Source organism: Staphylococcus marylandisciuri (assembly GCF_025519785.1).
In the GTDB taxonomy this organism is placed as follows: domain Bacteria; phylum Bacillota; class Bacilli; order Staphylococcales; family Staphylococcaceae; genus Staphylococcus; species Staphylococcus marylandisciuri.
The window spans coordinates 55,555-81,695 of sequence record NZ_JAOPKZ010000005.1 but is presented as its reverse complement, the minus strand read 5'-3'; the positions used below and the strand labels follow the sequence as shown (position 1 = coordinate 81,695).

Below are 26,141 nucleotides of genomic sequence, written 5' to 3'. Positions count from 1 at the left end.
TAGTGATGAAACAACAGTTAATTAATAGACTCAAACAATATGTCGAAATTGATACGCAATCTAACCCTTATAGTACAGAGACACCTTCTACTGCTAAACAATGGAATTTACTTAACTTACTTGAATCAACGCTAAAAGAATTAGGCTTAACTACCGATATGGATGAAAACGGTTATCTCTTTGCCACCCTAGAAAGTAACATAGACTATGAAGTCCCTACAGTCGGTTTCCTAGCACATGTAGATACCTCACCTGACTTCAACGCCACTCATGTTAAACCGAGAATTATAGACTCCTATGATGGTCAACCCATTCAGTTAGGACAGACAACAACGCGAATTGAATCAAGAACTATTTCCAGGTTTAAAGAACTTGGAGGGCCATACCTTGATGGTAACTGATGGGACTTCTCTTCTTGGCGCAGACGATAAAGCAGGCGTAGTAGAAATTATCGAAGCTCTAAGTTACATGCAAACCCATCCTGAGATCAAACATGGAAAGATACGCGTAGGATTCACACCTGATGAAGAAATTGGACGAGGTCCTCATAAATTTGATGTACAGCGCTTTGATGCTGACTTTGCATATACTATAGATGGAAGCGAATACGGCGAATTGCAATACGAAAGTTTCAACGCAGCTAGTGCTACAGTGGTTACACATGGAGTGAATGTACATCCTGGATCTGCTAAGAATACTATGGTCAATGCGCTCTTGTTAGCACAAGAATTTAACAACCAATTACCTCCTGATGAAGTGCCACAGCATACTGAAGACTACGAAGGATTTTACCATTTAATGCAATTACAAGGAGATGTAGAAAAAGCAACGTTAGAATACATCATTCGCGATCACGACCGAACTGCTTTTGAAGCACGTAAAAATAAATTACTGAGTATACGAGAAGATATAAACCAAAGATATGATAACAATCCTGTAGAAGTAACCGTAGAAGATCAATATTATAATATGGGTGAGAGAATAAATGCTGTGCCCTATGTTGTTGACATCCCTAAACGTGTGTTTAGTAAGTTAGGCATTGAACCTAATACTGACCCTATACGTGGCGGTACAGACGGCAGTCAACTATCCTTTAAAGGTTTACCTACTCCAAACATTTTTACAGGGTGTGCTAATTTCCATGGTCCGTTTGAATATGCGTCTATTGATATAATGGAACAAGCCGTAAAAGTTATCATCGGCATCGCAGAAGAAGTAGCGCAATATGAAGATTATTAAACTACAATGTGAATGAAACTCAGCCGCCTACTTGAAACTACTAAGCTGTGCTAAACTTAACGTTATGTCGGTAATGACTTAAATAAGAACCGGAAGTTATTTTGAATGTTAAAACCTCTTAATTTAAGACTAGGGGTTTAATCTATAAGAAGTGGGAACATAAGGTTTCTATGCTCTGGGAAACCGATGAAGGGCGTGCCAACAACTGGGTTGTCGACACAAACGCTTTTGTCCCACCTCTTTTAAGAGTTAGAACATATATTCCAAAGAAGGAAGAGGGAGCGGGACAGAAATCTTTTTATTCAAATTAGATTTCTGTCCCGCTCCCTCTTCTTATTCCATACTTTGCATTAACATGACATTTGACAATACAATACTTTAAAAAACTAAAATCAACTCGTATCATTTAATTAATTCCAACAACTAAATACCGAGGTGCCTTACGTACAAATGCTATAATAAGACTTAATATCACTACCAAAATGGAAAGCTCCGTTCTTGTGCCGAACTTATCCCCCTATATTACTGACATTTTTTATTCATCATTCAAGCTCATCTTTAATAATTTTATCGCTTGAACTGTATAATGGCGAATTTGAATACCCATTTTAAAATCAGTATACGTACGAGGCATTTCAATGAAGGTATTAAACATCGCTGTTACCCCTAAAGATTCGAAACGTTCAAATTTATCTGGCGTCGCACAGATGGCAATAGATGGCGTATCGTAATGAGTTGCTAGTTCAGCTATACGTTGTGTAGTTGTTTCAAGCACATAGTCTTCCTCATTTACTCCCTCTCCAAAAATAATTAAATCAGCTTCTTTAATAAGTGACTCTAAATGAGTTAATTGATCAACTAATTCATGACTTGTCATAATTTCAGCGCCATAAAGCGCGTTTAGTAACGCTGCTATACCGCCCCCTGCACCGCCACGTACTACGGGTCCGAGCTGAATTTTTTCTTCATTTTTTAATATTTCACTAAAGTACCAAACTAAATTATCAATCTCTGCCGCTTTTTCACGTGTTAGCCCTTGTGTTTGATATATTTGCATAATTTCACTATGACGACCATAAAGTTTGCTGTCAAAGTCAGACATGACCTGTAAGCGCACATCTTTAAGCTTAGGATTTAATTGATGTAAATCAACCTTACGTATATGCTTTAATACGCGAGCGCCTTGACTCGCATCGACGAATTGACCTTCATCGTCATAGAAACGAGCACCTAAAGCTTGTAACATACCTGCCCCGCCATCAAAACTATCTATTCCACCAAGAGAAATGACTATATGCTTAGCATCGCGATTCAAAGCATCCTCTACCATTTCACCCATGCCATAACTTGTTCTACAGTCTATTGCGTTCTTTCCTTTAAGAAATAAATTTCCTTCGATAACAGCCATACCCTGTTCAGTAATCCCATATAAAGCTTCATCCTCTTTCATATCAGCGTCATGCACCTTAATCCGATACTTTGTACCTGATTGCCAGAGGAAGACAGAGTCTGTGAGCTCGTGTCGGCCATTAAATAAAGGTACTTGTACTATATCTGCTGACTCAATTTGACTTGCTACTGCTTCTTCGACATAGCGATTTGCTTGGTAGCTCGAGATAATTCCATTAAACTCATCCATAGCTACTAATACTTTCATCCTGTCACCTCGTTAAATATTCTCATTTCTCTCATTATATTGATATACTTACCTTTTCACATTGTAAGTCTAATAGTTAGTAAAATTATAACGAATTCAGTACTCTATTATACATGTAGAAGAAATTTATTTCATGAAATAAGTTAGATGTACTTCCAAGCGCTATAAATAACAAACGAGCATTAACTGTTACATTAGTACTAAGAAGTGCTATAGAAGCGTTTGCTCGCATCCAACCGCTTACCTTAAAGAGATATTTGTTAATTGCTGCTGTCTTTGATCAGCACGCTATAACCACATCGACCACTCCAGTACGGTCGGGACATGGGAGCGGGACTACGAAATCTTTTTATTCAAATTAGATTTCTGTCCCGCTCCCGAATCATGCGCGTTTCTATCGACAATATTGCTCGTGGAACGCCGTTCATCGGTTTCCAAGAGCACCGAAACTTTATGTTTCAATCTCTTAAATCTACTAGTGCCTTTTCTTTAAATAGAACCACAAAAAAAGCGCTTGCTGACTGCGAAATGAAAAGCCAACAAGCGCTATACTTTAATATTTAATTTACTCTTCAGCTTTAGCTAAAGTTGCCACGTTAATATCATCGTGACTCGCGTGCCATTTTACTTCTCCATCTACAAAGTAGAATGCTTGTGGAGATTCGTGTTTAACTTGAGTTTGTTCTTCAATGTAGTCAGATAGTTTTCTTTCTTGTTGAACTATTAAATAATAACCGTCCATATCTCTTTCATATAAAAATTTGTTGAACTGATCATAAGCATTTACTGAAATTGGACATGTCTCACTGTGCTTAAACACATAGACATATTTATTTTCCCCTATCACTTGTTCAAACTGGTCAATCGAACTCAGCTTTATAGCCATTCTATTCACCTCTAAAAAGATTTAACGAGCGAGAGTTTCGTTAGAAGGTATAAGTAATCTGTCTTAACGACCATGGATATTATATCATGAATCGTATTTCTATAGCTGTTAGTAGCCCCCCACTACTCGTCCACTCTTAGTTATCTACAATATTTTCCTATGTCAATGTTTCCAATTATACACAATTACCCCTTCTATGTTAACCGTTAATTCTAATTTAACTAAGAGGCATAAACATGGATACAACAATCTACTATCACGTTTCTAATACAGTCATTAGACAGAAGTAGTCTGTACTCTAAGCATACTAGTCAGTAACTTTTTTAAAATTCTAGTCAGCGTGAAGGATGCGCGTGAATGAACATAATTAGCTCTCTATCTATTCATCTCTTATGACTTTAATTTTTTCAGCTCTGCTTCAAAATGTCGATCATATCGTTCAAGATCTTTACCTTTTGTAAGTAGAGATTTATGATTAATGCCCGCAAGCTTGTCACTAATATTCATCGTTTCTTGACGCGTTTCATAGTAATTTTGCAAACTATAATACATTTCAATCGCATTTTTCCGCGCTTCATTAACACTTGAAGCTGTAATCGTAGTCTGATTTAAATCTTTAATTTGTTTATCAATAAGTGGCATGATATGCGTTTTTATTGCTTTACGACCTTCTTCTGCTGATTTACTTTCCACATGCTTTTGAGCTGTATCTTTTAATTCTTTATTATTATTTTCAACTTTTCTCGTGAAACTTTCTACATCTTCTTTACTGCCGTTTTTCTTAGCCTTTTCTACATCATCTTCCATCAAGGAACGTTTCTTCTCAAATAATCGAGTATAATCTAAGATATCCTCATTAGCTTTAATAGATTGATTACATAAATCCACAAATTCTTGAAGATCAGTAACTCGCTTCTTCTTCTCTTTTACCCCTTTTAAATAGGTTTTCTTCAACTTTTTTACTTTTTTTGATTTAGCAGGCAATGTCTTAGCTGATTTCTCATATGCTTCCATTTGAGGTACTAATTTTTTATTAATTTGAGTTTGAAGTTCATTAAATTCTTTTTTATTGTCATCAGTCATTTCTTGACCTTTCAATTTATGTACTTGTTCTAGATCTAGCTTATCTAATGTATCTTTTACCTTCTCTTCTTTTTGTTGTGTATCATCTAGGTGTTTTTCAAATTTAGAGAGATCTTTAGGTTCATTATTTTTACATCCAGCTATGATTAATACTAAGATTATTAAAGTTATTAATATAGTATACCTTCTCATTATTATCCCCCTAACATACCGTATTATACATAAACCTTATTGCAAAGAAAATCATAGTGTGGTAATTTCAATCTTGATTTAACTATAAGATTAAAGAGGTTAAAACGATGTATTCAAAAGTGCAAAACTTTATCTCGCATGATACAAACCACCAGTTCGCTAAACAATATGAAGAATTACGGAAATTGTTATTTAATTTATTAGATTCTCCAGTCAAAACGACTCAGCATATCGGAGGTACAAAGCACTTTAATTATCCCACTGAACCTATTTTAGATATACTCGTAGGTGTTGATAACTTGCATGATATTACCTCTCTAGATGAAAAGAGACTTAATTACGCAGGATTCTATCGTTTACACCATCCTTATAAGAAAAAGGTCGTTATGGCTCAATTTAACAATTTAATCGATTTAAAACAGGTCGCGCGCTTGCATATTATACAATTAGACACACCACTTTTTTCGCAATATGAGCAAATGGATAAAGCGTTAAGTTCAAATCCAGCCATCGCGAAAGCTTTTGCCGATAAAAAAGAGAAAATTCTTCACAACGTTACACACATCAGCCAGTATGAAAGAGCGAAACAGCAAGCGTTGAATAAAATGTATCGTCAATACGCAGAAGATATAACTCATCTATAAGCGTACGGCTTATCTTTGGTTATGTTTTATGATAAGTTATGGTTAAACTTAAATAGCAGTGACAAGTCAATGAGAAACGTACTTTCACTCCAACGAGCTATCCATCCAGCACTGAGTCTTTATGTTTACTGAATAAAATCATTTCTCCATATCACTCTTAAAACCGCCTCTCATCGCAAATTCACAAGAGAGTTGATATAATAAATTTAGTTAATGAGAAGAGGAAAGGATGTTTTATATTGGATAAAAATGACATCTTAGCAGAATTGAAATCGCTCGTTCCTGACGACATTATTAAAGTGGACGAACCTTTAAAGCGCTATACATATACTGAAACTGGTGGAGAAGCAGATTTCTATCTCTCGCCTACAACTTCAGAAGAAGTACAGAAAATTGTGGGCTTTGCTTATCAAAATGATATTCCCATCACATACTTAGGTAACGGTTCTAACATTATTATACGTGAAGGTGGAATTAGGGGCATCGTGCTAAGCCTTCTATCTTTAGATTACATTGACGTTTCAGACTCTTCTATCATCGCGGGAAGCGGTGCAGCTATAATTGATGTCTCAAGAACAGCTCGAGACCACGTGCTAACTGGATTAGAATTCGCTTGCGGTATACCTGGTTCGATTGGCGGCGCAGTATTTATGAATGCAGGGGCTTATGGAGGCGAAGTAAAAGATTGTATCGATTACGCACTATGTATTAATGAACAAGGTGAGCTGCTAACCTATACGAATAAAGAATTGCAATTAGATTATCGCAATAGTATCGTCCAACAAGATCACCTTGTTGTGGTTGAGGCGGCTTTCACCCTTGCTCCTGGTGATTTGGACGATATTCAAGCTAAGATGGACGACCTTACAGAACGACGTGAATCTAAGCAACCATTAGAATATCCTTCTTGTGGAAGCGTCTTCCAACGTCCACCAGGTCATTTTGCAGGAAAACTTATTCAAGATTCAAATTTACAAGGCTACCGTATTGGTGGCGTAGAGGTTTCTAAAAAACATGCCGGGTTTATGGTAAACATTGATGGTGGTTCTGCCACAGACTATGAAGACTTAATTCATCACGTTCAAACAGTAGTAAAAGAAAAATTCGATGTCGACTTGAATCCTGAAGTACGTATTATAGGGGAACATCCACAAAGTAGATAAATTATAGTTAAAAGGTTTGAGGTTGTCATTTATGGTAGAAATTTATGGAAACACAGTAGATAATGAAGCGAGATGTACCCACTATCACTCTATGGTGGATATCATAGCTATAAAGTTTAAATGCTGCAATAAGTACTATCCGTGTTATAAATGCCATGAAGAGAATGAAAAACACATGACTAAAAGATGGTCGGAATCTGAATTTGATCAACGTGTAGTGCTATGTGGCGTATGTCAGTACGAAATGAAAATCAGCGAGTACATGATGAGTGAAGCGTGCCCTAATTGTGCGTCTCACTTTAATACACGTTGTCTGTATCATTATCATCACTATTTTGAGATTTAGAACGAGTGAACGGGTGTAAAGGGAGTTAATGTGATGTTAGATCGGGATTTCATTCCTCATATTCTTAACTCTAAATCCTTAGAACTCCCATCTGGTATTTTTTATCATATATTTGAACAACTCTAAACATTAAGAGGAGATCATAAGTGGCGAAATAAAGGGAGCGGGACAGAAATCTAATTTGAATAAAAAGATTTCTGCCCCGCTCCCATCTTTCTTCATACTTCATGGCTTAGCTTTATTGTGATGTCGTCTTAATTCACATTAATCATCAAATATAAAATCTTCATCTTGTAGTGCTTCTACGTTCAATGCAAGTGTATAACCATCACCTTTTACAGAGAAAAAGTCGTGATTTTTTGTAGAGGTATCTAACGCATTTTCAATTATTGGATTGAATTCTTTCTCTTCAAAGTAAGGTTCGAAACCTAAATTAGATAAAGCTTTATTACCGTTATAACGAACATAGTTTAACACATCATCAGTTAAACCGATATCATCGTAAAGCTTATGGGTATAAGAAACCTCATTTCTATATAAATCTTCAAGTAAACGATACATTTCCTGGTCAGCTTTTTGCTTTTCACTTTCAGAAAGCTCATTGCGTAGGCTTTGAGCATCTAAACCTGTAAATACACCATGAATAGATTCATCTAGAAGAATTTTACGAATGATTTCACCTGAAGTGGTCATCTTCCCTTGCCCAGCTAAATATAGCGGATAATAAAACCCTGAATAGAATAGAAACGTCTCTAAGAACACACTTGAAACTCTCGCTAAGTATTGATCATAAATAGAGGCATCTTTTCCCCATAATTTATGATAATTACCTACAATGACGTCTGCTTTGTATTTTAGATGAGGTTCTTCAATAACCCATGTATCTAAGAGATAATTCGTTTCACTTGAAGGGAGAAGCGTTGTGAATATGTGAGAATAGCTCTTCGCATGGATTTGTTCCATCATCGCCATGAAAGAGTAGACTGCTTTTTTACGTAAATCAGTTGTATGCATCATCACAAGCGGCATACCATCATCTGCTTGATGGGTATCAAGCCCTGTCAGACCTGCTAGCGCATACTTAAAGGCATTCTTTTCCTCGTCAGTTAATGTCTTCCAACTCGCAATATCTTTTGAAACTTTAAATTCAGTTTCAACCCACATTTGAGAAATATTTTGACGCCAAAACATGTTTGTCATATCCTCTTGCGTATTCCAATTTACTGCTTTCATTAGATAAACCTACTCCAATCTAAGTTATAGTTTATGTATTAAAAGAGGGAGCGGAATAAAGTCTTACGATTGCGAGAATCGATAACAATATCCTTCCCTCCCTTTAGATAATTCTTAACGACATGCTTAAGCTCAATTGATTATTAAACTGAACAACTTGTACATTCGTCTACACTAAGTAACTTGTTACGTGTATAGTAAAGTGATTTTAAGCCTTTATGATGTGCATAGACATATAGTCTCGATAGCTCGCGTGTAGAAACCTCAGAGTTAACATACAGAATAGTGGAGATGCCTTGATCCACATGAGTCTGAATAGTAGAAATGAGGTCGATTAATTTCATCTGATCTGTATTAAATGCCGACTTGTAATACCACATAGTTTGCGGTGATAAGAATGGCATTGGATAGAACGTTTCAGAGTTGCCATACGTACGACGCTCAATTTGATCAACGATTGGCATGACAGATGGCGTAGCGTTTTGCACGTAAGAAATACTTTGTGTCGGCGCAATAGCTAAGCGATAAGCGTGATAAAGACCGTGCTCCTCTACTTGAGCTTGTAGCTCTTTCCAATCTTCAGCAGTAGGAATGTCTAACCCCTCAAACAAACGACGTACCTTTTCATATTGCGGTTCAAACGATTGAGTAGTGTAATACTCGAAGTACTTGCCATTAGCGTAATCAGACTTATCAAAGTCTTTAAAGATCGTTTGGCGTTCCTTAGCTATTTCCATTGATCTTAATATAGAGTAATAGTTAAGCATCATAAAGAAAGTGTTAGCAAAGTCTTTAGCTTCTTCTGATTCATAACCAATTTGGTTCTTAGCAAGATATCCGTGTAAATTCATCACACCAAGACCTACTGAATGAAGTTCACTATTCGCTTTTTTCACACCAGGTGCATTCTGAATATTCGCTTCATCACTAACAAATGTTAACGCATCCATGCCTGTAGCAACAGAGTCTCTAAATTTACCTGATTCCATCACATTAACGATGTTAAGTGAACCTAGATTACAAGATATATCACGTTTAATTTCATCTTCAGTCCCGTAGTCATTAATAATTGAAGTTTCTTGTAGTTGGAAGATTTCTGTGCAAAGGTTACTCATCTTAATTTGACCAATATTAGAGTTAGGATGGACTTTATTAGCATTATCCTTAAACATTAAATATGGGTAACCTGATTGAAGTTGCGTTTGTGCAATCGTATTTAGCATCTCACGTGCATCTTTTTTCTTTTTATCCACATTAGGGTTGTCCACAAGGGCATCGTAATACTCATCAAGATTGAGGTCGTCCAACGTCACGCCATATTCTTGATAAACTGTATGAGGTGCGAACATATAGAATTCTTTACCTTCTTTAGCCAGTTCAAAGAATTTAGATGGAACGATTAAGCCTGTAGAAATAGTGGATAGACGTAAATCCTCATCAGCATTGACCTTTTTCGTATCTAAAAATTCTTCAACGTCGTAGTGGAAGATATTAAGGTAAACTGCACCTGCACCCGGACGTTGACCTAATTGGTCAGCATAACTAAAGCCACCCTCAAGAGATTTAGCTACTGGAAGCACACCTTTGGCTACACCTTTAATCCCTTTGATAGCCTCACCACGCGCACGTAATTTAGAAAGATTGATGGCTACTCCCCCACCAATCTTACTCAGTTGTTTAGCGGTAGAATCAATAAAGTTAATAGAATTTAAACTATCATCAACTTCTAACAGGAAGCATGATACAAGCTCACCGCGACGCGCACGTCCAGCATTTAAGAAAGTAGGCGTTGCAGGTTGATAGCGTTGTTCTACCATAGCTGAGATAAATCGCTTCGCTAAGGCGATATCCCCATCAGCTAAATATAGCGCTACAATCGTAACATGTTGATTGTAATCTTCTAGTATATTTTCTTTATCATTCGTTTTCATCGCATAGTCTTTATAGAATTTGCTCGCTGACATATAGCTCGCAAATCTGAAGTTGATGCGCCGGGCATATTCCGTTATCTCAATTAATTGAGATTCAGAATATTTTTGGAAAACGTCAAAATAAAAATCGTTGTCTACTAAATAATGTAAACGTTCGATTTCGCTATCAAAATAAATTGTTTTATCTTCGATTTCTTGTAGATATACTTCTAGCGCTTCTTGGTCTTTTTCTAAATCAAAGAAACCATCGTCTTTTCTTTTTGTAACTTCATTGTTCAACTCAATGTGATTGTATCTTTTCTCGTCTATAGTCTTCATTGTACTGACCCACCTTAACTTTAAATTCCTCAACATCTCGATTAGAACCTTGTACTTCGAATTTCATTAGCAATGGAACTTGATAGTCCTCAGAAATCGTTCTACCTGCTTTCGCAAAGTTCTGTCCCCAATTTCGATTGCCACTTGCTGCAACCGCTTCTAAACGCTCACCATTGACATCTAAAAAAGATTGAACCGGCTGTGGCACTTCGCCAAAACCGATTGTTCCAGTGACCAAAATAAAAGGTTCATCTATATGAGTCGTGGAATTATCTTGAGTAATCTCGAACGTATCTTCAATTCCAGTGCGACTGATGAAACGCCTTACATTTCCAGAAAAGGAGAAATATACTACTTTCATTGGATCACCTTCTTTCTATTATGTATCTAAGTAGATGTCAATTTAAATTAGATCAACAACAAATACTCTATTTAGTTTTATAGTTAGCAATTCACCACAACATATGGTGGTGAATTGTTAATTTAGCTTTAAATTCATTTTACAGATACTCAATAAAGTTACCCTATTCATCGGTACTAACACATCAAATTTGTGTTAAATTACTTTATTCTAGTTATATTATTAAAAACAATGATTTTTCACCAAAACACAACATGTTGTGTTTGGTTTTGATTTTCTGTACTACATTATGTGTTTTATTATACATAACTGTTTCTCCAAATTAAAGTAATAAATTACCCTCAAATCATTGTTAGAAAGTCACATCGTGCACCAACACCCGTTTCCAAAGAGAATAACTTTTTTAGAAAAGAATTTATTCGAATTTTGGAGCAATAACACTTGCTTTTTCATAAAAACTTTGTACTCTAGGTACTGATTGAAGTATAGCTTTATCGTCGTTTTCAATGATGCACAATTATTTTTAATACTTATATCTTTGAAATGAAATAAAACGACTCTTTTGAACAGAACATTTGTTCGGTAAGTACTATAATAAACTACCTCCTCAATCTTTGCAACCCTCATTACATTTTAAAAATTATATGCTAAGATAAAATACGTTAAATTTTTAAGAATGAGGCGATAATTTGAATCCTAAAGTTAAAGGTATCATAGCGATTCTTATTTCAGCAGTCGGATTTAGTTTTATGTCTGTCTTCTTCAGATTAGCAGGAGACTTGCCTGTCTTTCAAAAATCTCTCGCTAGAAACTTAGTAGCTATGTTCATACCATTATTCTTCATTTATAAGTACAAACAGCCATTATTTGGTAAGTTAAGCAGCCAACCTTTACTTATATTACGTTCAGTACTTGGCTTAACGGGTGTGCTATTCAATATTTACGCCATTGACCACATGATATTGAGTGATGCAGATACCTTAATGAAGTTAAACCCATTTTGGACAATACTTCTTAGTTTAATCTTTTTACGAGAGAAAATATTCAAATATCAACTCATCGCAATGATTGTCGCAATTGCTGGTATGTTGTTTGTAGTTAAACCAGAATTTTCCTCTGCAATGATTCCGAGCTTAGTTGGATTGTTATCTGGAATTTTTGCGGCAAGTGCTTATACTTGTGTTAGAGCGCTTAGTACGAAAGAAGCGCCTTATACTATCGTATTCTATTTCTCTTTCTTCTCAATTATCGTGTTAATACCATTTACCATATTCACTTTTGAATCGATGTCATGGTTACAAGTAGTTTATTTACTGGGGGCTGGACTAGCTGCAGCTGTAGGACAAATTGGAATTACGTTAGCTTATAGCTTTGCACCTGCGAAAGATATCTCGATTTTCACTTATGCATCTATCATCTTTACAGCACTATTCGGCTTTATACTATTTGGAGAATCACCAGATTTCTATTCTATGATTGGCTACATTATAATCATCGGAATGAGCTATTACATGTTTGAAAAAGCCCGTCGCTCGAAACGTCAATCGAACTCAAATTGATCGAAGTACATCTTATATTACAAGGAGGCTATCATATGACTGAAGGTAGAAAGAAAGAGGAGCTGGATGATATAACGCTTCTCGGAAACCAGGGCAATCAGTACGACTTTGATTATCGTCCAGATATATTAGAAACATTTGATAATAAACATCAAGGTAGAGATTATTTTGTGAAATTTAACTGTCCTGAATTCACATCTCTCTGCCCTATTACAGGTCAACCCGATTTCGCTACTATATATATTTCTTATATACCTAATATAAAAATGGTAGAATCAAAATCACTTAAGCTTTACTTATTTAGTTTTCGTAATCATGGAGACTTTCATGAGGATTGCATGAATATTATTATGAACGACTTAATTGAACTTATGGATCCTCATTATATAGAAGTCTGGGGCAAGTTCACACCTCGAGGTGGCATCTCAATTGACCCTTACACGAACTATGGTCGCCCTAATACTAAATACGAAAAGATAGCAGAACATCGCTTAATGAACCACGATTTATATCCTGAACAAATAGATAACCGGTAGATGATTAGTATGTTTAAAGTGATGTGATGCCTAAAAAACTTTGTGTTGCAAAATCAAGAGACAATACTAGGGTATAAATCCTTAAAGGAGGTCGGGACAAAAGCATTTAGGATTTGAGCAGGGGGCCCCAACACAAAGAAACTGGTTCATCAGTTTCCACCAGCAATGCGAGTTGGGGTGGGGCCCCAACAAAGAGGGAGCGGGACAGAAATCTAATTTGAATAAAAAAAAGATTTCGTAGTCCCGCCCCGGCAAAGATGACTAGAATTGAAAAAAGCTTGATACAAGCGCGTTTTCAAATCAGTCATCTACTGCCGAGATGTTGAAGAGGCTGGGATTTATCTCCCAGCCTCTTTCTCTCTAGTCAAAGACCATTAAGTCCCAGTTTCACCAAGCACAGCAAGTTGGGGTGGGGCCCCAACACAAAGAAACTGGTTCATCAGTTTCCACCAGCAATGCGAGTTGGGGTGGGGCCCCAACAAAGAGAAACTGATTCATCAGTTTCACCAAGCAATGCAAGTTGGGGTAGACCCCAAACCCTCCTATTTATACATTACGTCGTAGTGAGACGTATTGAGGTGTTTATGGCTCAGTGCCTCGCTACTACTCTCCTTTATATCTAAACCTCCACTTAAAAAGTAATCGAAGGAATTTATCGATTATAAATTTAAATCTTTTTTGCCCAAATCTCCCCTAATATTAATTAACTTCGCTAATACTTCTCAAATCTTTATATCATTAAAATAAATAAAACAATTATAATTTTACAACTATTTTAGAATTATTATTGTATGAATATTGTTGAAATTTCTGATAATTGAGCGTATAATTTGAACAATACTTTTTTAAAGGGAGAAAGGATGGGAACGTTATGACAGAAACAAAGAATCATGATCAAGCTATTCAATCTATTCCACAGCGAGGATTCTTTGGCCACCCGAAAGGGCTAGGTGTATTATTCTTTGTAGAGTTTTGGGAACGTTTCAGTTATTATGGCATGCGCGCGCTGCTCATCTTCTATATGTATTATTCAATAAAAGATGGCGGTCTTAATCTAGACGAAGGCACGGCACAATCTATTATGTCCGTTTATGGCGCACTTATCTATATGACTTCGATACTTGGTGGCTGGGTTGCCGATAGGATTACAGGTACTCGTACTGCTACTTTAATCGGAGCAGTACTCATTATTATAGGACATGTTTGTCTAGGCCTTCCGTTACATATTTATGGGTTATTCTTATCTATGTTCTTTATCATCATAGGCTCAGGTCTCATGAAACCGAATATTTCAAATATTGTCGGTCGCCTTTATCCAAAAGACGACAAGCGAATTGATTCTGGATTTGTAATATTTTACATGTCAATCAATAGTGGCGCACTCATCGCTCCACTCATTCTAAATCAATTTATCGAGGGCGGTCGCTTCCATATCGGGTTCTTAATTGCTGCGTTTGGTATGGCTTTAGCACTTGTATGGTACATATTATTTAACCGCAACAATTTAGGAGTCATCGGTTTAAAACCTTCTAATCCACTTAATGCTAAAGAGCGTAAAAAATTTAGCCTTATCTTTAGTATAGCTATATTAGCGATTATTGTACTCTTAGCTATTACAGCTTTAACACATACGCTCTCATTCGGACTTGTATCGACTCTCGTACTCATATTAGGTGTAGCATTACCTATCATTTATTTCACCACTATGATTCGCAGTAAAGATGTAACTGAAACAGAGCGTTCAAGAGTCATTGCTTTTATACCCCTATTCATATTAGGTGTGATCTTCTGGGCTATCCAAGAACAAGGTTCGAACGTGTTAAACTTGTACGCTTTAAAATATACAGATATGCACTTGAATCTCTTTGGTTGGACTACTGAATTTGGAAAGACGTATTTCCAATCTATAAATCCACTTTTCATCGTATTATTTGCTGGTATAGTCTCTGCTATATGGATGAAAATGGGCTCTAAGCAACCGAGTATGGCTGTTAAATTTGCGATCGGATCAATCTTTGCAGGTCTCTCATATATATTAATAGCAGTGGTAGACCATGCAACAGGCGGTAACGCTATCATTAGCGTCAATTGGGTCATACTCTCCTACATTATTTGTGTTATTGGGGAGTTGTGCTTATCTCCAACAGGTAACAGTGCAGCTGTTAAATTGGCTCCTAAAGCATTCAACGCTCAAATGATGAGCCTATGGTTACTTACAAACGCTACAGGTCAAGCACTTAATGGTTCTTTAGTACGTTTAATTAAGCCTTTAGGTTATGCCAATTACTTTATCTTCATCGGGGGCTTAGCTATATTCGTCAGTCTTATCACTCTACTATTTTCTCGTAAAATAGTACAAGGTATGAGAGGAATAAGATAAAAGTTGAGAACATCAACCAAATAGATCTTAACTGCAAAAAATAATCATATGATTTACACTGTTTATTATGATTAAAATAGAAATGCGGTGAATAAATTGTCAAAAAATTATCAACACGGAGTTCTCTTTTATCACGAACATTCTGGTATCGATGACATCTACGAAGGGTTAGGCGTCGTCACACACCAATTGACACAATTGTGTAAACGCTTATCTATACAACTCAGCGAGAATGAGGGAGATATTATCAAATACTGCGAACAAATTAAAGATCAGCAGTACAGTGATGACATAGATATCCTTTTTATCCTCGGCGGAGATGGCACAGTTAATGAATTGGTTACCGGAGTAATGCAGCACGAACTCAACATCCCTATCGCTGTAATTCCAGGCGGTACATTTAATGACTTTACTAAAACATTGAACTTAGATGGAGATTATACGAAAGCGTGTAAACAACTACTCAATGCTGAGCCAGAACCTTACGACGTGATCAAAGTTAACGACGAATATGCACTGAATTTCGTAGGCATGGGGTTAATTGTTCAGAATGCTGAAAATGTCCAAGAGGGTAATAAGGATCTGTTCGGTCGACTAAGCTATATCGGTTCAACTGTGAAAACACTTCTTGATCCTATTGAATTTAATTACACGTTAACAAGTGACGGTGAGACATTGACAGGACAAACCTCTATGTTGATTATCGCTAATGGACCTCATATTGGGGGCGGTCGTATTCCTCTTACTGACTTATCCCCAAATGATGGTTATTTAGATACGTTCATATTTAAGCATAGTAAAATGAGTGTAGTTAAAGATATTTTTAAGAAACGTGATAGTATGAACTGGAATAAAGTTACTGATGGAATTACTCACCTGCACGGTAAAAAAATATCTATCGAAACCAACAAGGAGTTAAGCGTGGATATTGATGGAGAGATTGCCTTAACTACACCGCTTGAAATTGAAGTATTGCCTCAAGCGATACGTATCTTAACACTAAAAGATAAAGCGTGAAAGGATAAAATCTAAATTCATCATAGCATTGACTTTATAAAGATGGTTGACCTAATTTGAAATTCTATCATATCGGTATTTAGCTTTACCTAGCTAGCATAATTCAAATAATGGAAAGTTACTACTTAGTTAGCTCGTTCATTCAAGTACCAAGCTATAACGAAGTGATGACCACTGATAAAAGCCAGCACTTAGTCTGACGCCTAGAGGTTAATACTCAGGCGTGTATGACTACAAAGTGCTGGCTGAAATATTTTAAATGAAATTAAGTTATACGTTCTTATCTATTTATCCTAGTACCTAGCGGCGAGAGTACTAATATTCCTGCTTCTACTTACTAGCTTTCACTTACATTATGTTCACTTTTAAGAAAATAGTTCGCTACATCTTTCCAACCACTTACACGTGTAAAGCGCGTCTCGTGAACATTATGCGGAGCGCTAAACATAATTGGTTTCCCTTCAAATATTTCGAGCTGACGTGGATTATCGTCAATTAAAAAATCCGCCTTAACGATATTTTTTCGACCGCAAAACACAAAATGTTGCGGATCTAAAAATGAAAAATAAGTACGTAACCAATCATATTTTTCACTGAACGATGTAGGCACATCCATTGCAGCCGTAGCAATATAGATATCATAATGTTGATTCAATGCTTCTACTACGTCTATAGCATCTTGCATGACATCTAAATTTTTAAAGAAACCTGGTTGTCGTAAAATTTCTGGTAACAAACCATCATGTTCTGGTATGACATGCTTTAATTTCTGACCATCCAACATACCATATGTAATTCCTAGATCATAGCGTTCATTCACCTCACGCATCATAGCGCCCAGTGTATCAGCGAGTACTTCATCCATATCAATAGCAATAGATTGTCTAGTCATAAATCACGTCTTCCTTTCTCAATCTGCCTACAGTATATCAAACCTCTTATAAAAAAGGTAACAGTAAATCTGAAAGGATTAGACAGGAATTCACTCACTCCTATAATAGTACTTTTCAAAAAACACTTGAAAACACACATGTTTCCTAGATCAACTTAAAGAATTCAACGTTACAACTTATATTATAGTCACTTAGAGAACTTACACTTAAAGAAGTACTCTAGTTAAAAGAAAACACCATCAATAGGATGAAAATTTTGACTCTAAAGGGAGCGGGGCAGAAATCAAATTTGAATAAAAAAGATTTCGTAGTCCCACCCCGGCAAGGATGACTAGAATTGAAAAAAGCTTGATACAGCGCATTTTCAAATCAGTCATCTACTGCCAAGATGCTGAAAGAGGGAGCGGGACAGAAATCTAATTTAAATAAAAAAGATTTCGTAGTCCCGCCCCGGCAAAGATGACTAGAATTGAAAAAAGCTTGATACAAGCGCGTTTTCAAATCAGTCATCTACTGCCGAGATGTTGAAGGGAGCGGGACAGAAATCTATTTGAATAAAAAGATTTCGTAGTCCCGCCCCGGCAAGGATGACTAGAATTGAAAAAAGCTTGATACAAGCGCATTTTCAAATCAGTCATCTACTGCCAAAATGCTGAAAGATGCTGAGACATTACATTATGCCCCAGCCTCTTTTTCTCTCTAGTCAAAGACCTTTATGTCCCAGCCTCTTCGGCTTCGCTTTTATAGGGCCTCCCCAACGCGCTGTGCTTGTTGGGAGCGGGACAGAAATCTAATTTGAATAAAAAGATTTCGTTGTCCCGCCCCGGCAAGGATGACTAGAATTGAAAAAAGCTTGATACAAGCGCATTTTCAAATCAGTCATCTACTGCCAAAATGCTGAAAGATGCTGAGACATTACATTATGTACCAGTTTCTCTTTGTTGGGGCCCCGTGCTCAGACACTCAACACTTTTACCCCCTCTACTCACTTGATGAATTATTCTTCAAAATTAAAGCGCTGTAATACTTCTATCATCTTATCATTCTGTTCAGGGAATCCTAGTGTAATACGCACCCCATTAGGAAATTCACGTGTAATACATCCGACTTTCAGCAACTCTTGATATAAATCATGAGGACGTGAAGCAGTGACATACACAAAGTTAGTTTCACTTGGATAAATATACTTCTTCTCTGGTATAGAATAGAACTTTTCTCTTTCAATCGCATTTCGTTCTCGAATTTGTTTAATGTACTCTTTGTCCGAATAAGCTGCTACTGCTGCGTACTCAGATAAACGTCCTACGTTGAAAGGAGGTCTTATGATATTGAATGCTTCTATCGCCTCCTCAGCAGCTATGATATAACCTACACGCATACCTGCTAGACCGTAAGCTTTCGAAAATGTACGTAGTAAGAAAGCATTAGGGAATTCCTTCTGAAGCGTTAACGTATCTGGAAAATCAGATGCAGTGACAAACTCATAATAAGCTTCATCTATAATGACTGGAATTTGAGTAGGTACACTATTTAAGAAATCACGTAATTCAGTGTGAGTAAAGTAAGTCCCAGTTGGATTGTTAGGATTACACAACCAGATCAATTTAGTCTTCTCATCGATAGCATTCTTCAAACCATCTAAGTCAAAGTGACCCTCGTTCATAGGTACTTGAACAACTTCAGCACTTTCTACAATTGCATTGTGATTGTACTGCCCAAAAGTCATTTCACTAGTAACAATTTTATCACCAGGCGTTAATACTGCACGTGAAATCATCAATATGACTTCATCTAAACCAGCACCAAATAAAATACGCGATGGATCAATATTTAAATCCGCACTAATCGTTTCTCTTAGCGTAGGAGAACCCGTCTCTGGATAATAATAAAGTTCATCTAAGTGATTCACAATTGCCTCTTTCACGGCAGGTGAAGGTCCATATAAATTTTCGTTTGAAGCTAATTTATACAACTTTCCTTCGATACCATATTTCTTTTTTAACTCCTGTGGTGATAAACCAGGTTGGTAAGCAGAAAGTTGTTTAATTTGTTCTTTCATCGGAAGGTCCCCCTTTAAATTTCAGAAATTTCAAAACTCATTTACCATTATATACCTACTCCAATTTTAAAATCAATCACTCTAACTTTAAATTCTCTACTAGAATGCTGAAATATCAAAAAGTACGATAGCGTCATCATCATTTTTAACACTTACCAAGTTAACTTGTCTTAATACATTGGTATATTAAATAAAAACGGGAGCGGGACAGAAATCTAATTGGAATAAAAAGATTTCGTAGTCCCGCCCCGGCAAGGATGACTAGAATTGAAAAAAGCTCGATACAAGCGCATTTTTAAATCAGTCATCTACTGCCAAGATGCTGAAAAGAGCTGGGACATAATCCCTAACTCAAATGAAAAGCACCTCATTCAACTGATTTATACAGTAAAAATGAGGTGTTACTTTTTAGCCCCTTTTCGACGAAGAATGTTGTCATAAAATAGATCTTTTTAACGCCATTAAGTTGAGTGAGTGAACTACTTAATTTCTTTAATACTAACTATTCTATTCTCATCTATATCAAATGTACCACCAGCTGTTTTAATTGAAATAGAGTCATAACCACTATCATTATCTTCTTTGTCATCAAAGTCAAAAGCTGTACCTTTTAATATTTTACCGTTGTCTAAACGCATTTCCACTTGTTTGTATTCAAATTCCCATAGTTTAAAACTCATATCTAAATCACCCTTTCTTAACCAATGGTATAGTGCATGTCCATTGGTATACCTCATACCTAAAATTACAGAGTACTAAAACAATCAGGCGGTAATGCTGGCGCACGGCAAGGTATACCTCATACTTAAAATTACAGAGTACTAAAACACTTCTTAATCTTTGGATTACAGAATTGCTGTATAACTCATACCTAAAATTACAGAGTACTAAAACTCTGTCGCTAATACCTTTAATACCTAATGAGTATACCTTATACCTAAAATTACAGAGTACTAAAACTAACCGACGCTCAAAGTAAAATGTTATTAGGTATACCTCATACCTAAAATTACAGAGTACTAAAACAGACAGATAGCCTAGCAATCGTCCGCATAGTATACATCATACCTAAAATTACAGAGTACTAAAACAAGAAGCACTAGACGATTCAGTAGCTAACCGTATACCTCATACCTAAAATTACAGAGTATTAGAACTTTTTAATGTTTATTTTACTTCTCGTTGTTTAAATTTACTTTTATTTTACCACCATTGACTTTACCAAGTAACTATTTTCTTGGTTTTGTTTCATAAATTTTATCTTTGATAAGGCTATACCATTGTCTATGTGGTTTAAAGAGGTATACCTATTGAATATACTACTAAAGATTGGTTCTAGCATATCAATTACATTCGCCCCCTACTTTCTCTACGTAATGAGCATAAAAAAAGAGCAAGGCCAATGGGAGCGCGACAGAAATCTAATTGGAATAAAAAGATTTCGTAGTCCCGCCCCGGCAAGGATGACTAGAATTGAAAAAAGCTTGATACAAGCGCGTTTTCAAATCAGTCATCTACTGCCGAGATGTGGAAGAGGGAGCGGGACAGAAATCTAATTGGAATAAAAAGATTTCGTAGTCCCGCCCCGGCAAAGATGCCGAAAGAGGTTGAGACATTACATTATGTCCCAGCCTCTTTCTCTCTAGTCAAAGACCTTTATGTCCCAGCCTCTCGTTCCCCAAAAAATAATTTAATAGCGAATTTAGTAGCTCAGTTCTATTTAAGACAAATACTGTAAGGTTACATCGTTGTCGATGTCTGAACAGGTTTAAGTTTTTTCTAATCTCTTAACTAACAGCAAAATATACTGAAATTTATAAACCATTGCCACAATAAGATAAGCACCTTCAACTTAAGATACGTTTAGTCAATAAGATGATGTGTCTTTAAATAATGCTTAGCTACATCATATGGATCTTTCTTCTTAGCTGTCACCTGATAATTCATTTCTTGCATTTCTTCGTCCGAAATCTTGCCACCAAGTTTATTTAAAGGTTTCTTAATTTCTGGATGTTCTTTGATAAACTTCTCTTTGAACATCGGCGCACCTTGATAAGGTGGGAAGACATGTTTATCATCTTTTAGAACTACCATATGATATTGCTTTAATTCCGCATCGGTAGAGTACGCATCAATTAAATTAATATCTCCTTTATCTAGTGCTTGGTAACGTAATTTAGGTTCCATCGTTTTCACTTGATTAAGGTGTAAATCATAGGCTTTTTTAACAGCTGGGTAACCATCGCTACGATCGTTAAACTCAAGTGTGAAGCCAGGTTTAATCTTATCTTTTACTTTTTCTAAATCTCCTATAGTTTGAATATTATACTTCTTAGCAAAATCTTTTTTGACTGCTAAAGCATAGGTATTATTATATTTCATCGGCTCTAGCATAGTCATTTTATATTTTCGTTGTAAACTCTGTTTCGCTTGATTATAAACTTTAGGTTCTTCCTTGGATTTTAAATCTTCTTTCGTAAGCTCTCCTAATACTGTCCCAGTAAATTCTAAGTAGCCATCGATATTATCTGATTTTAAAGCGTTAAATAGAAATGAGGTTTTACCCATGCCATCTTTAACTTCCACAGTATCGTCTGTCTCCTCTTCGATCAGTATTTTATACATATTATTAATAATGGATGGTTCTGAACCGAGCTTCCCAGCTATCGTAATATGTTCTCCTTTACTTGCAAACTGCGGCGCGAGAATGGCGATAAGCAGCGCCAGTACAATCGCTGAAAGAGAAATAATTAATTTCTTATAAGACAATTTCTCCATAAATCTTAAAATCAAATCAAAGATGATAGCTAACAGCGCTGCAGGAATAGCACCAATTAATATGAGTGCTGAATCATTTCGGTCAATACCTAAGAGAATGATATCTCCTAACCCGCCTGCACCAATTAAAGCAGCTAAGGTTGCTGTTCCAATAATGAGAACCATTGCTGTACGTATCCCTGCCATAATTACGGGCATAGCGATAGGTAATTCAACTTTGCGAAGACGTCGCCACGGTTTCATACCGATACCTTTAGCCGCTTCCACTAATGATTGATCGACTTCCTGAATACCAGTATATGTATTGCGTAAGATAGGCAATAATGCATACACCACTAACGCGATGATTGCTGGTACTTTACCGATCCCGAAAAGCGGAATCATTAGTCCTAACAAAGCAAGAGAAGGTATTGTTTGTAACACAGCCGCAATATTCATCACTATCTCAGATAAGCGTTTCGTCTTCGTTAATAATATCCCTAACGGCACACCGATCAGAGCAGCGATGAGTAAAGCAATAAATGAAATTTGGATATGTTCAAGTATGGTTGATAGCAATTGACTTTTACGCTCTGATAATGTCTGCAACAATTCATTCATACCTTTTCACCTACTCGTTCACGGGTTTGTGATAGATAATTAAATATAGCTGCGCGAGATAGTTCTAAATATTGATGTGAACGCTCATCTTTCACAGCAACCGCATCGTCTTCCGCTAATGCGGCGTACACTTGCTCTACCGTGTCCTCACTATCAAATATTGACAGGCCCCTTTGCTCGATAACATCGGCCGATATCTCTTTGCCGTACTGACTTAGATGATTTAACTTAGCTGTCTCATACTGTTCAATCTGGTCCCCCATAAATTGTTTCACAAAATCATTTTTTGGATGTTGAATCAGTTCTTGTGGCCGACCAATTTGTTCGATATGCCCTTCATTTAACAAGCAAATTCGATCCCCTAATTTGACCGCTTCAGTTATATCATGTGTAACAAAGACGATCGTTTTCTTAATCTTAGCTTGTAATTCAATCAAATCCTCTTGTAGTTTTTCTCTACTAATAGGATCGAGTGCACTAAAGGGTTCATCCATTAAGATAACTGGAGGATCTGCTGCTAAGGCACGTATGACGCCAATACGTTGACGCTGCCCTCCTGATAATTCATCTGGTTTCCTATATTTAAAATGCTCAGGATCCATATTGATCATACTGAGTAAGTCATCAACGCGCTCATCAATATCACTTTCATTCCACTTCTTCATCTGCGGGACTTGCGCTATATTATCCCTTACAGTCATATGTGGAAACAATGCAATTTGCTGTAATACGTAACCGATATCCCACCGCATTTCGTATATAGGATAGTCACTTATCGGTTTATTATTAAAATAAATATAGCCTCCACTCAACGGAATAAGACGATTCATCATTTTAAGTGTCGTCGTCTTTCCACAGCCAGATGGTCCTATTAATACAAAGAACTCCCCTTCTTTAATATTAAAGCTCACATCATCCACTGCTACCTTATCGCCGTATCGTTTAGTCACATTCTTGAATTCAATCAATTTATCACCCTTATTTCTCTATATTGACCCTTGATCAATCAATTTGATAATTTCATGTATATCCATTCCCTTTTTAAAAGGATTTAAAGTTAATATCAAAAATTATTTTAATTAATAGCCTCATAGTTGCAAAGAAAGTCTCAAACAATAACATAGGTTAAAAAATTATCTCTTCAATGCAGTCTACAAATAAACTACTATGTAAGCGTACAGTTTCAGCTAGTCTACCTCAGCCTACTTGCCTGAGAACATCTTCTAAACTAATAAGGAGCGAAACAGAAATCTCCTTTGTACTTAGATTTCGATGTTTCGCTCCGACAAACATTGCCTGAACTGCCAATATTGTATTGTAGCCGAATGTATCGACGCTGACCCAATCTCTTGAACATGAGAATAGGACAGAACCACCATCTCTTCTACAGTTAGAATTGAGTCAGCTAATGGTTAGATCATTCACTTACATCACTAAAACAGTTGTGATGTGAAGATTATAGACCTTGGCGCCCTAAGTTCACACATTTGATTTATAGTCTTGAATCGATTCTATAAACTTTGGACAATAATGCTTTAATTTATAACTTCCGACACCATCAATAGCTATCATTTCTTGTTTCGATTGAGGTTTACGTTTCGCAAATTCTTCTAACGTGGCATCGTTAAAAACACTGGTAGGTGCTATTTTTAATTTTTCGCTCAGACGCTGACGCACCTTAACTAATTTACTGAATAATACGTGGTCAACCCCTTCTACGGTGTTAATTAAGACAGTTTCCGTTGTCTTGTGTTTGAACGGCGTAGTAACCACCTGTCGATCTCCATTTAACAACTGAATAGCAGACGCATCACATATGAGAATACCATCTTGTTCATTGAGGTACCCTTTGAAACGCAGCTCATCTATTAAGTGATTGAGTTCAGCTGTCGTATATTCCTTCATCAAACCATGTGTAGATAACTTGCTGTACTCACACCGCGTAATATAGTCCGTACGCTCACCACGCAGCACTTGAATAACTACATTATAATTCTCTTGTTGCTTCATACGAACAATACAACTGACAATCATCATAGCTTCTTTAGTCATGTCATATGATTTATTATCGTTGCTACAATTACTGCAGTGACCACATTCGCTGAGCTTTTCATTAGGCTCAAAATAATGAACGATCGTAGCTTCAAGGCATTTTTTAGTCTTGGTATAGTGTATCATCTTAGTTAATTTCTCGCCCATTTTATCTTTATAATCACTTTCAGCTTGAGATGAGTTAATAAAATATTTGTGTAAGCCCATATCTCGTTCACTAAACAGCAATATACAATCGCTCTTGAGACCATCTCGCCCCGCTCTCCCGGCTTCTTGATAATATGATTCTAAATCGCCTGGCATATTGTAATGAATAACAAAGCGTACATTTGACTTATCGATCCCCATCCCAAAGGCATTGGTCGCAACGACGACTTGTACGTGATCATAGATGAAATCATTTTGAGCTTTATCTCGTTCCTCATTGGATAACCCAGCATGATACATCGCACTCTTTATATTTACATCGCCTAGCAGGTCGTGGAGCTCTTCTACTTGCTTTCGTGTAGAACAATAAATGATACCTGCTTGTTCTCGATGCTCCCGACAGTACTTTACTACAAACTGTTGACGCTGATAAGTAGGGTTTACTTTGAAGATGAGATTATCGCGTTTAGGACTCGTCTTGATTATATGTTGCTGATGAATATTGAGTCTGTTAACGATATCTCTTTGCACTTCAGTAGTTGCAGTGGCAGTTAACGCTACGATGGTAAAATCTTGAGGTAGTTGCAATACTTTAGTGATAACCTCCTGATAGCTCGGCCGAAAGTCATGCCCCCATTTAGAGATACAGTGCGCTTCATCAAAAGCTATCACTGGGATCGTCAGTTGTAAGATCAAACGCATGAATCGAGGATTATTAAAACGTTCAGGAGCAATATATAAGAAGTCTACTGTATCATGTTTCAACTGATCTTCTACTTGCTTTTGTTCAGCATTACTCATACTACTGTTGAGATAAAGCGCTTTGATCCCCATCGCGTTTAATTGATCCACTTGATCTTTCATCAGCGAGATGAGCGGACTGATGACAATTGTAGTCCCGGATAACATTAAACCAGGTACTTGATAACATAACGACTTACCGCCACCTGTCGGCAACACACCTAATGTATTACGGTGTTGAATCACATTCGTAATAATTTCCTTTTGACCAGGTCTAAAGTCATGATAGCCAAAATAGTGCGCTAATGTTGCTTCCATAAACTTAA

The 26,141-nt window shown here is 36.6% G+C and carries 21 protein-coding genes and 1 pseudogene; 10 read left to right on the top strand and 12 right to left on the bottom strand.

Going from position 1 to position 26,141, the window contains the following annotated elements; all coding sequences use genetic code 11:
• Positions 1–5 precede the first annotated feature (5 nt).
• Positions 6–1,239 (top strand): annotated as a pseudogene (gene pepT, locus N9R04_RS03895) (peptidase T).
• 535 nt (positions 1,240–1,774) lie between these two features.
• Here pepT and N9R04_RS03890 read toward each other — a convergent pair.
• Positions 1,775–2,896 (bottom strand): glycerate kinase, encoded by a 1,122-nt coding sequence (locus N9R04_RS03890; protein WP_262855235.1) that lies wholly within the window; start codon positions 2,894–2,896, stop codon positions 1,775–1,777.
• A 384-nt stretch (positions 2,897–3,280) separates the two neighbouring features.
• On the opposite strand from N9R04_RS03890, the gene N9R04_RS03885 reads away from it, so the two are divergent.
• Complete coding sequence (locus tag N9R04_RS03885) at positions 3,281–3,460, top strand: hypothetical protein (protein ID WP_262855234.1); 180 nt, start codon at positions 3,281–3,283, stop codon at positions 3,458–3,460.
• 1 nt (position 3,461) lies between these two features.
• On the opposite strand, the gene ytxJ is transcribed toward N9R04_RS03885, so the two are convergent.
• A complete protein-coding gene (gene ytxJ / locus N9R04_RS03880) occupies positions 3,462–3,782 on the bottom strand; it encodes a bacillithiol system redox-active protein YtxJ (protein ID WP_262855233.1) in 321 nt (106 codons plus the stop codon).
• Positions 3,783–4,172: 390 nt separating this feature from the next.
• The gene (locus N9R04_RS03875; RefSeq protein ID WP_262855232.1) at positions 4,173–5,057 is read right to left on the bottom strand and encodes an EMYY motif lipoprotein; all 885 of its coding nucleotides are present in this window, start codon (positions 5,055–5,057) and stop codon (positions 4,173–4,175) included.
• Between the two features lie 107 nt (positions 5,058–5,164).
• Here N9R04_RS03875 and N9R04_RS03870 point away from each other — a divergent pair, with 107 nt between their 5' ends.
• From N9R04_RS03870 to N9R04_RS03860, 3 genes are all read left to right on the top strand, one after another.
• Entirely contained in the window at positions 5,165–5,701 is a 537-nt protein-coding gene (locus tag N9R04_RS03870; protein WP_262855231.1) for a GrpB family protein, read from the top strand.
• Positions 5,702–5,940: 239 nt separating this feature from the next.
• Complete coding sequence (murB, locus tag N9R04_RS03865; protein WP_306439805.1) at positions 5,941–6,864, top strand: UDP-N-acetylmuramate dehydrogenase; 924 nt, start codon at positions 5,941–5,943, stop codon at positions 6,862–6,864.
• Between the two features lie 31 nt (positions 6,865–6,895).
• The gene (locus N9R04_RS03860) at positions 6,896–7,210 is read left to right on the top strand and encodes a CHY zinc finger protein (RefSeq protein WP_262855230.1); all 315 of its coding nucleotides are present in this window, start codon (positions 6,896–6,898) and stop codon (positions 7,208–7,210) included.
• A 264-nt stretch (positions 7,211–7,474) separates the two neighbouring features.
• On the opposite strand, the gene nrdF is transcribed toward N9R04_RS03860, so the two are convergent.
• The 3 genes from nrdF to nrdI form a co-directional block, all read right to left on the bottom strand.
• Positions 7,475–8,443, bottom strand: a complete 969-nt coding sequence (gene nrdF / locus N9R04_RS03855) for a class 1b ribonucleoside-diphosphate reductase subunit beta (protein WP_262855229.1) — start codon at positions 8,441–8,443, stop codon at positions 7,475–7,477.
• Between the two features lie 143 nt (positions 8,444–8,586).
• Positions 8,587–10,692, bottom strand: coding sequence for a class 1b ribonucleoside-diphosphate reductase subunit alpha (gene nrdE, locus N9R04_RS03850; RefSeq protein WP_262855228.1), 2,106 nt, complete (start codon positions 10,690–10,692; stop codon positions 8,587–8,589).
• On the bottom strand, positions 10,655–11,053 hold the full coding sequence (gene nrdI / locus N9R04_RS03845) for a class Ib ribonucleoside-diphosphate reductase assembly flavoprotein NrdI (RefSeq protein ID WP_262855227.1): 399 nt from the start codon (positions 11,051–11,053) through the stop codon (positions 10,655–10,657). Before nrdI ends, nrdE begins: the two co-directional genes overlap by 38 nt.
• 689 nt (positions 11,054–11,742) lie before the next feature.
• On the opposite strand from nrdI, the gene N9R04_RS03840 reads away from it, so the two are divergent.
• From N9R04_RS03840 to N9R04_RS03820, 5 genes are all read left to right on the top strand, one after another.
• Entirely contained in the window at positions 11,743–12,612 is an 870-nt protein-coding gene (locus N9R04_RS03840; protein ID WP_262855226.1) for a DMT family transporter, read from the top strand.
• Positions 12,613–12,647: 35 nt separating this feature from the next.
• Entirely contained in the window at positions 12,648–13,148 is a 501-nt protein-coding gene (queF, locus tag N9R04_RS03835; RefSeq protein WP_262855225.1) for a preQ(1) synthase, read from the top strand.
• Between the two features lie 404 nt (positions 13,149–13,552).
• Positions 13,553–13,771, top strand: a complete 219-nt coding sequence (locus tag N9R04_RS03830; RefSeq protein ID WP_262855224.1) for a hypothetical protein — start codon at positions 13,553–13,555, stop codon at positions 13,769–13,771.
• Between the two features lie 248 nt (positions 13,772–14,019).
• Positions 14,020–15,528, top strand: coding sequence for a peptide MFS transporter (locus tag N9R04_RS03825; protein ID WP_262855223.1), 1,509 nt, complete (start codon positions 14,020–14,022; stop codon positions 15,526–15,528).
• 96 nt (positions 15,529–15,624) lie between these two features.
• Positions 15,625–16,545: a diacylglycerol/lipid kinase family protein gene (locus tag N9R04_RS03820; protein WP_262855222.1), complete on the top strand. Its 921-nt coding sequence runs from the start codon at positions 15,625–15,627 to the stop codon at positions 16,543–16,545.
• 337 nt (positions 16,546–16,882) lie between these two features.
• Here N9R04_RS03820 and N9R04_RS03815 read toward each other — a convergent pair whose 3' ends face one another.
• From N9R04_RS03815 to recQ, 6 genes are all read right to left on the bottom strand, one after another.
• Positions 16,883–17,437, bottom strand: coding sequence for a 5' nucleotidase, NT5C type (locus N9R04_RS03815; RefSeq protein ID WP_262855221.1), 555 nt, complete (start codon positions 17,435–17,437; stop codon positions 16,883–16,885).
• Between the two features lie 998 nt (positions 17,438–18,435).
• Positions 18,436–19,497: a histidinol-phosphate transaminase gene (hisC, locus tag N9R04_RS03810; protein ID WP_262855220.1), complete on the bottom strand. Its 1,062-nt coding sequence runs from the start codon at positions 19,495–19,497 to the stop codon at positions 18,436–18,438.
• A gap of 479 nt (positions 19,498–19,976) precedes the next feature.
• Positions 19,977–20,177, bottom strand: a complete 201-nt coding sequence (locus N9R04_RS03805) for an LSM domain protein (protein ID WP_262855219.1) — start codon at positions 20,175–20,177, stop codon at positions 19,977–19,979.
• 1,183 nt (positions 20,178–21,360) lie between these two features.
• Positions 21,361–22,875, bottom strand: coding sequence for an ABC transporter permease/substrate-binding protein (locus N9R04_RS03800; protein ID WP_262855218.1), 1,515 nt, complete (start codon positions 22,873–22,875; stop codon positions 21,361–21,363).
• Positions 22,872–23,843 (bottom strand): ABC transporter ATP-binding protein, encoded by a 972-nt coding sequence (locus N9R04_RS03795; protein WP_262855217.1) that lies wholly within the window; start codon positions 23,841–23,843, stop codon positions 22,872–22,874. The genes N9R04_RS03800 and N9R04_RS03795 overlap by 4 nt, the downstream gene beginning before the upstream one ends.
• 511 nt (positions 23,844–24,354) lie before the next feature.
• Positions 24,355–26,133, bottom strand: coding sequence for a DNA helicase RecQ (gene recQ / locus N9R04_RS03790; RefSeq protein WP_262855216.1), 1,779 nt, complete (start codon positions 26,131–26,133; stop codon positions 24,355–24,357).
• Between the last annotated feature and the right edge of the window lie 8 nt (positions 26,134–26,141).

Coding starts and splice junctions, on each gene's coding strand:
- N9R04_RS03890 (WP_262855235.1), bottom strand. CDS start 2,896: ATGAAAGTATTAGTAGCTATGGATGAGTTTAATGGAATTATCTCGAGC.
- N9R04_RS03885 (WP_262855234.1), top strand. CDS start 3,281: ATGCGCGTTTCTATCGACAATATTGCTCGTGGAACGCCGTTCATCGGT.
- ytxJ (WP_262855233.1), bottom strand. CDS start 3,782: ATGGCTATAAAGCTGAGTTCGATTGACCAGTTTGAACAAGTGATAGGG.
- N9R04_RS03875 (WP_262855232.1), bottom strand. CDS start 5,057: ATGAGAAGGTATACTATATTAATAACTTTAATAATCTTAGTATTAATC.
- N9R04_RS03870 (WP_262855231.1), top strand. CDS start 5,165: ATGTATTCAAAAGTGCAAAACTTTATCTCGCATGATACAAACCACCAG.
- N9R04_RS03860 (WP_262855230.1), top strand. CDS start 6,896: ATGGTAGAAATTTATGGAAACACAGTAGATAATGAAGCGAGATGTACC.
- nrdF (WP_262855229.1), bottom strand. CDS start 8,443: ATGAAAGCAGTAAATTGGAATACGCAAGAGGATATGACAAACATGTTT.
- nrdE (WP_262855228.1), bottom strand. CDS start 10,692: ATGAAGACTATAGACGAGAAAAGATACAATCACATTGAGTTGAACAAT.
- nrdI (WP_262855227.1), bottom strand. CDS start 11,053: ATGAAAGTAGTATATTTCTCCTTTTCTGGAAATGTAAGGCGTTTCATC.
- queF (WP_262855225.1), top strand. CDS start 12,648: ATGACTGAAGGTAGAAAGAAAGAGGAGCTGGATGATATAACGCTTCTC.
- N9R04_RS03825 (WP_262855223.1), top strand. CDS start 14,020: ATGACAGAAACAAAGAATCATGATCAAGCTATTCAATCTATTCCACAG.
- N9R04_RS03815 (WP_262855221.1), bottom strand. CDS start 17,437: ATGACTAGACAATCTATTGCTATTGATATGGATGAAGTACTCGCTGAT.
- hisC (WP_262855220.1), bottom strand. CDS start 19,497: ATGAAAGAACAAATTAAACAACTTTCTGCTTACCAACCTGGTTTATCA.
- N9R04_RS03805 (WP_262855219.1), bottom strand. CDS start 20,177: ATGAGTTTTAAACTATGGGAATTTGAATACAAACAAGTGGAAATGCGT.
- N9R04_RS03800 (WP_262855218.1), bottom strand. CDS start 22,875: ATGAATGAATTGTTGCAGACATTATCAGAGCGTAAAAGTCAATTGCTA.
- recQ (WP_262855216.1), bottom strand. CDS start 26,133: ATGGAAGCAACATTAGCGCACTATTTTGGCTATCATGACTTTAGACCT.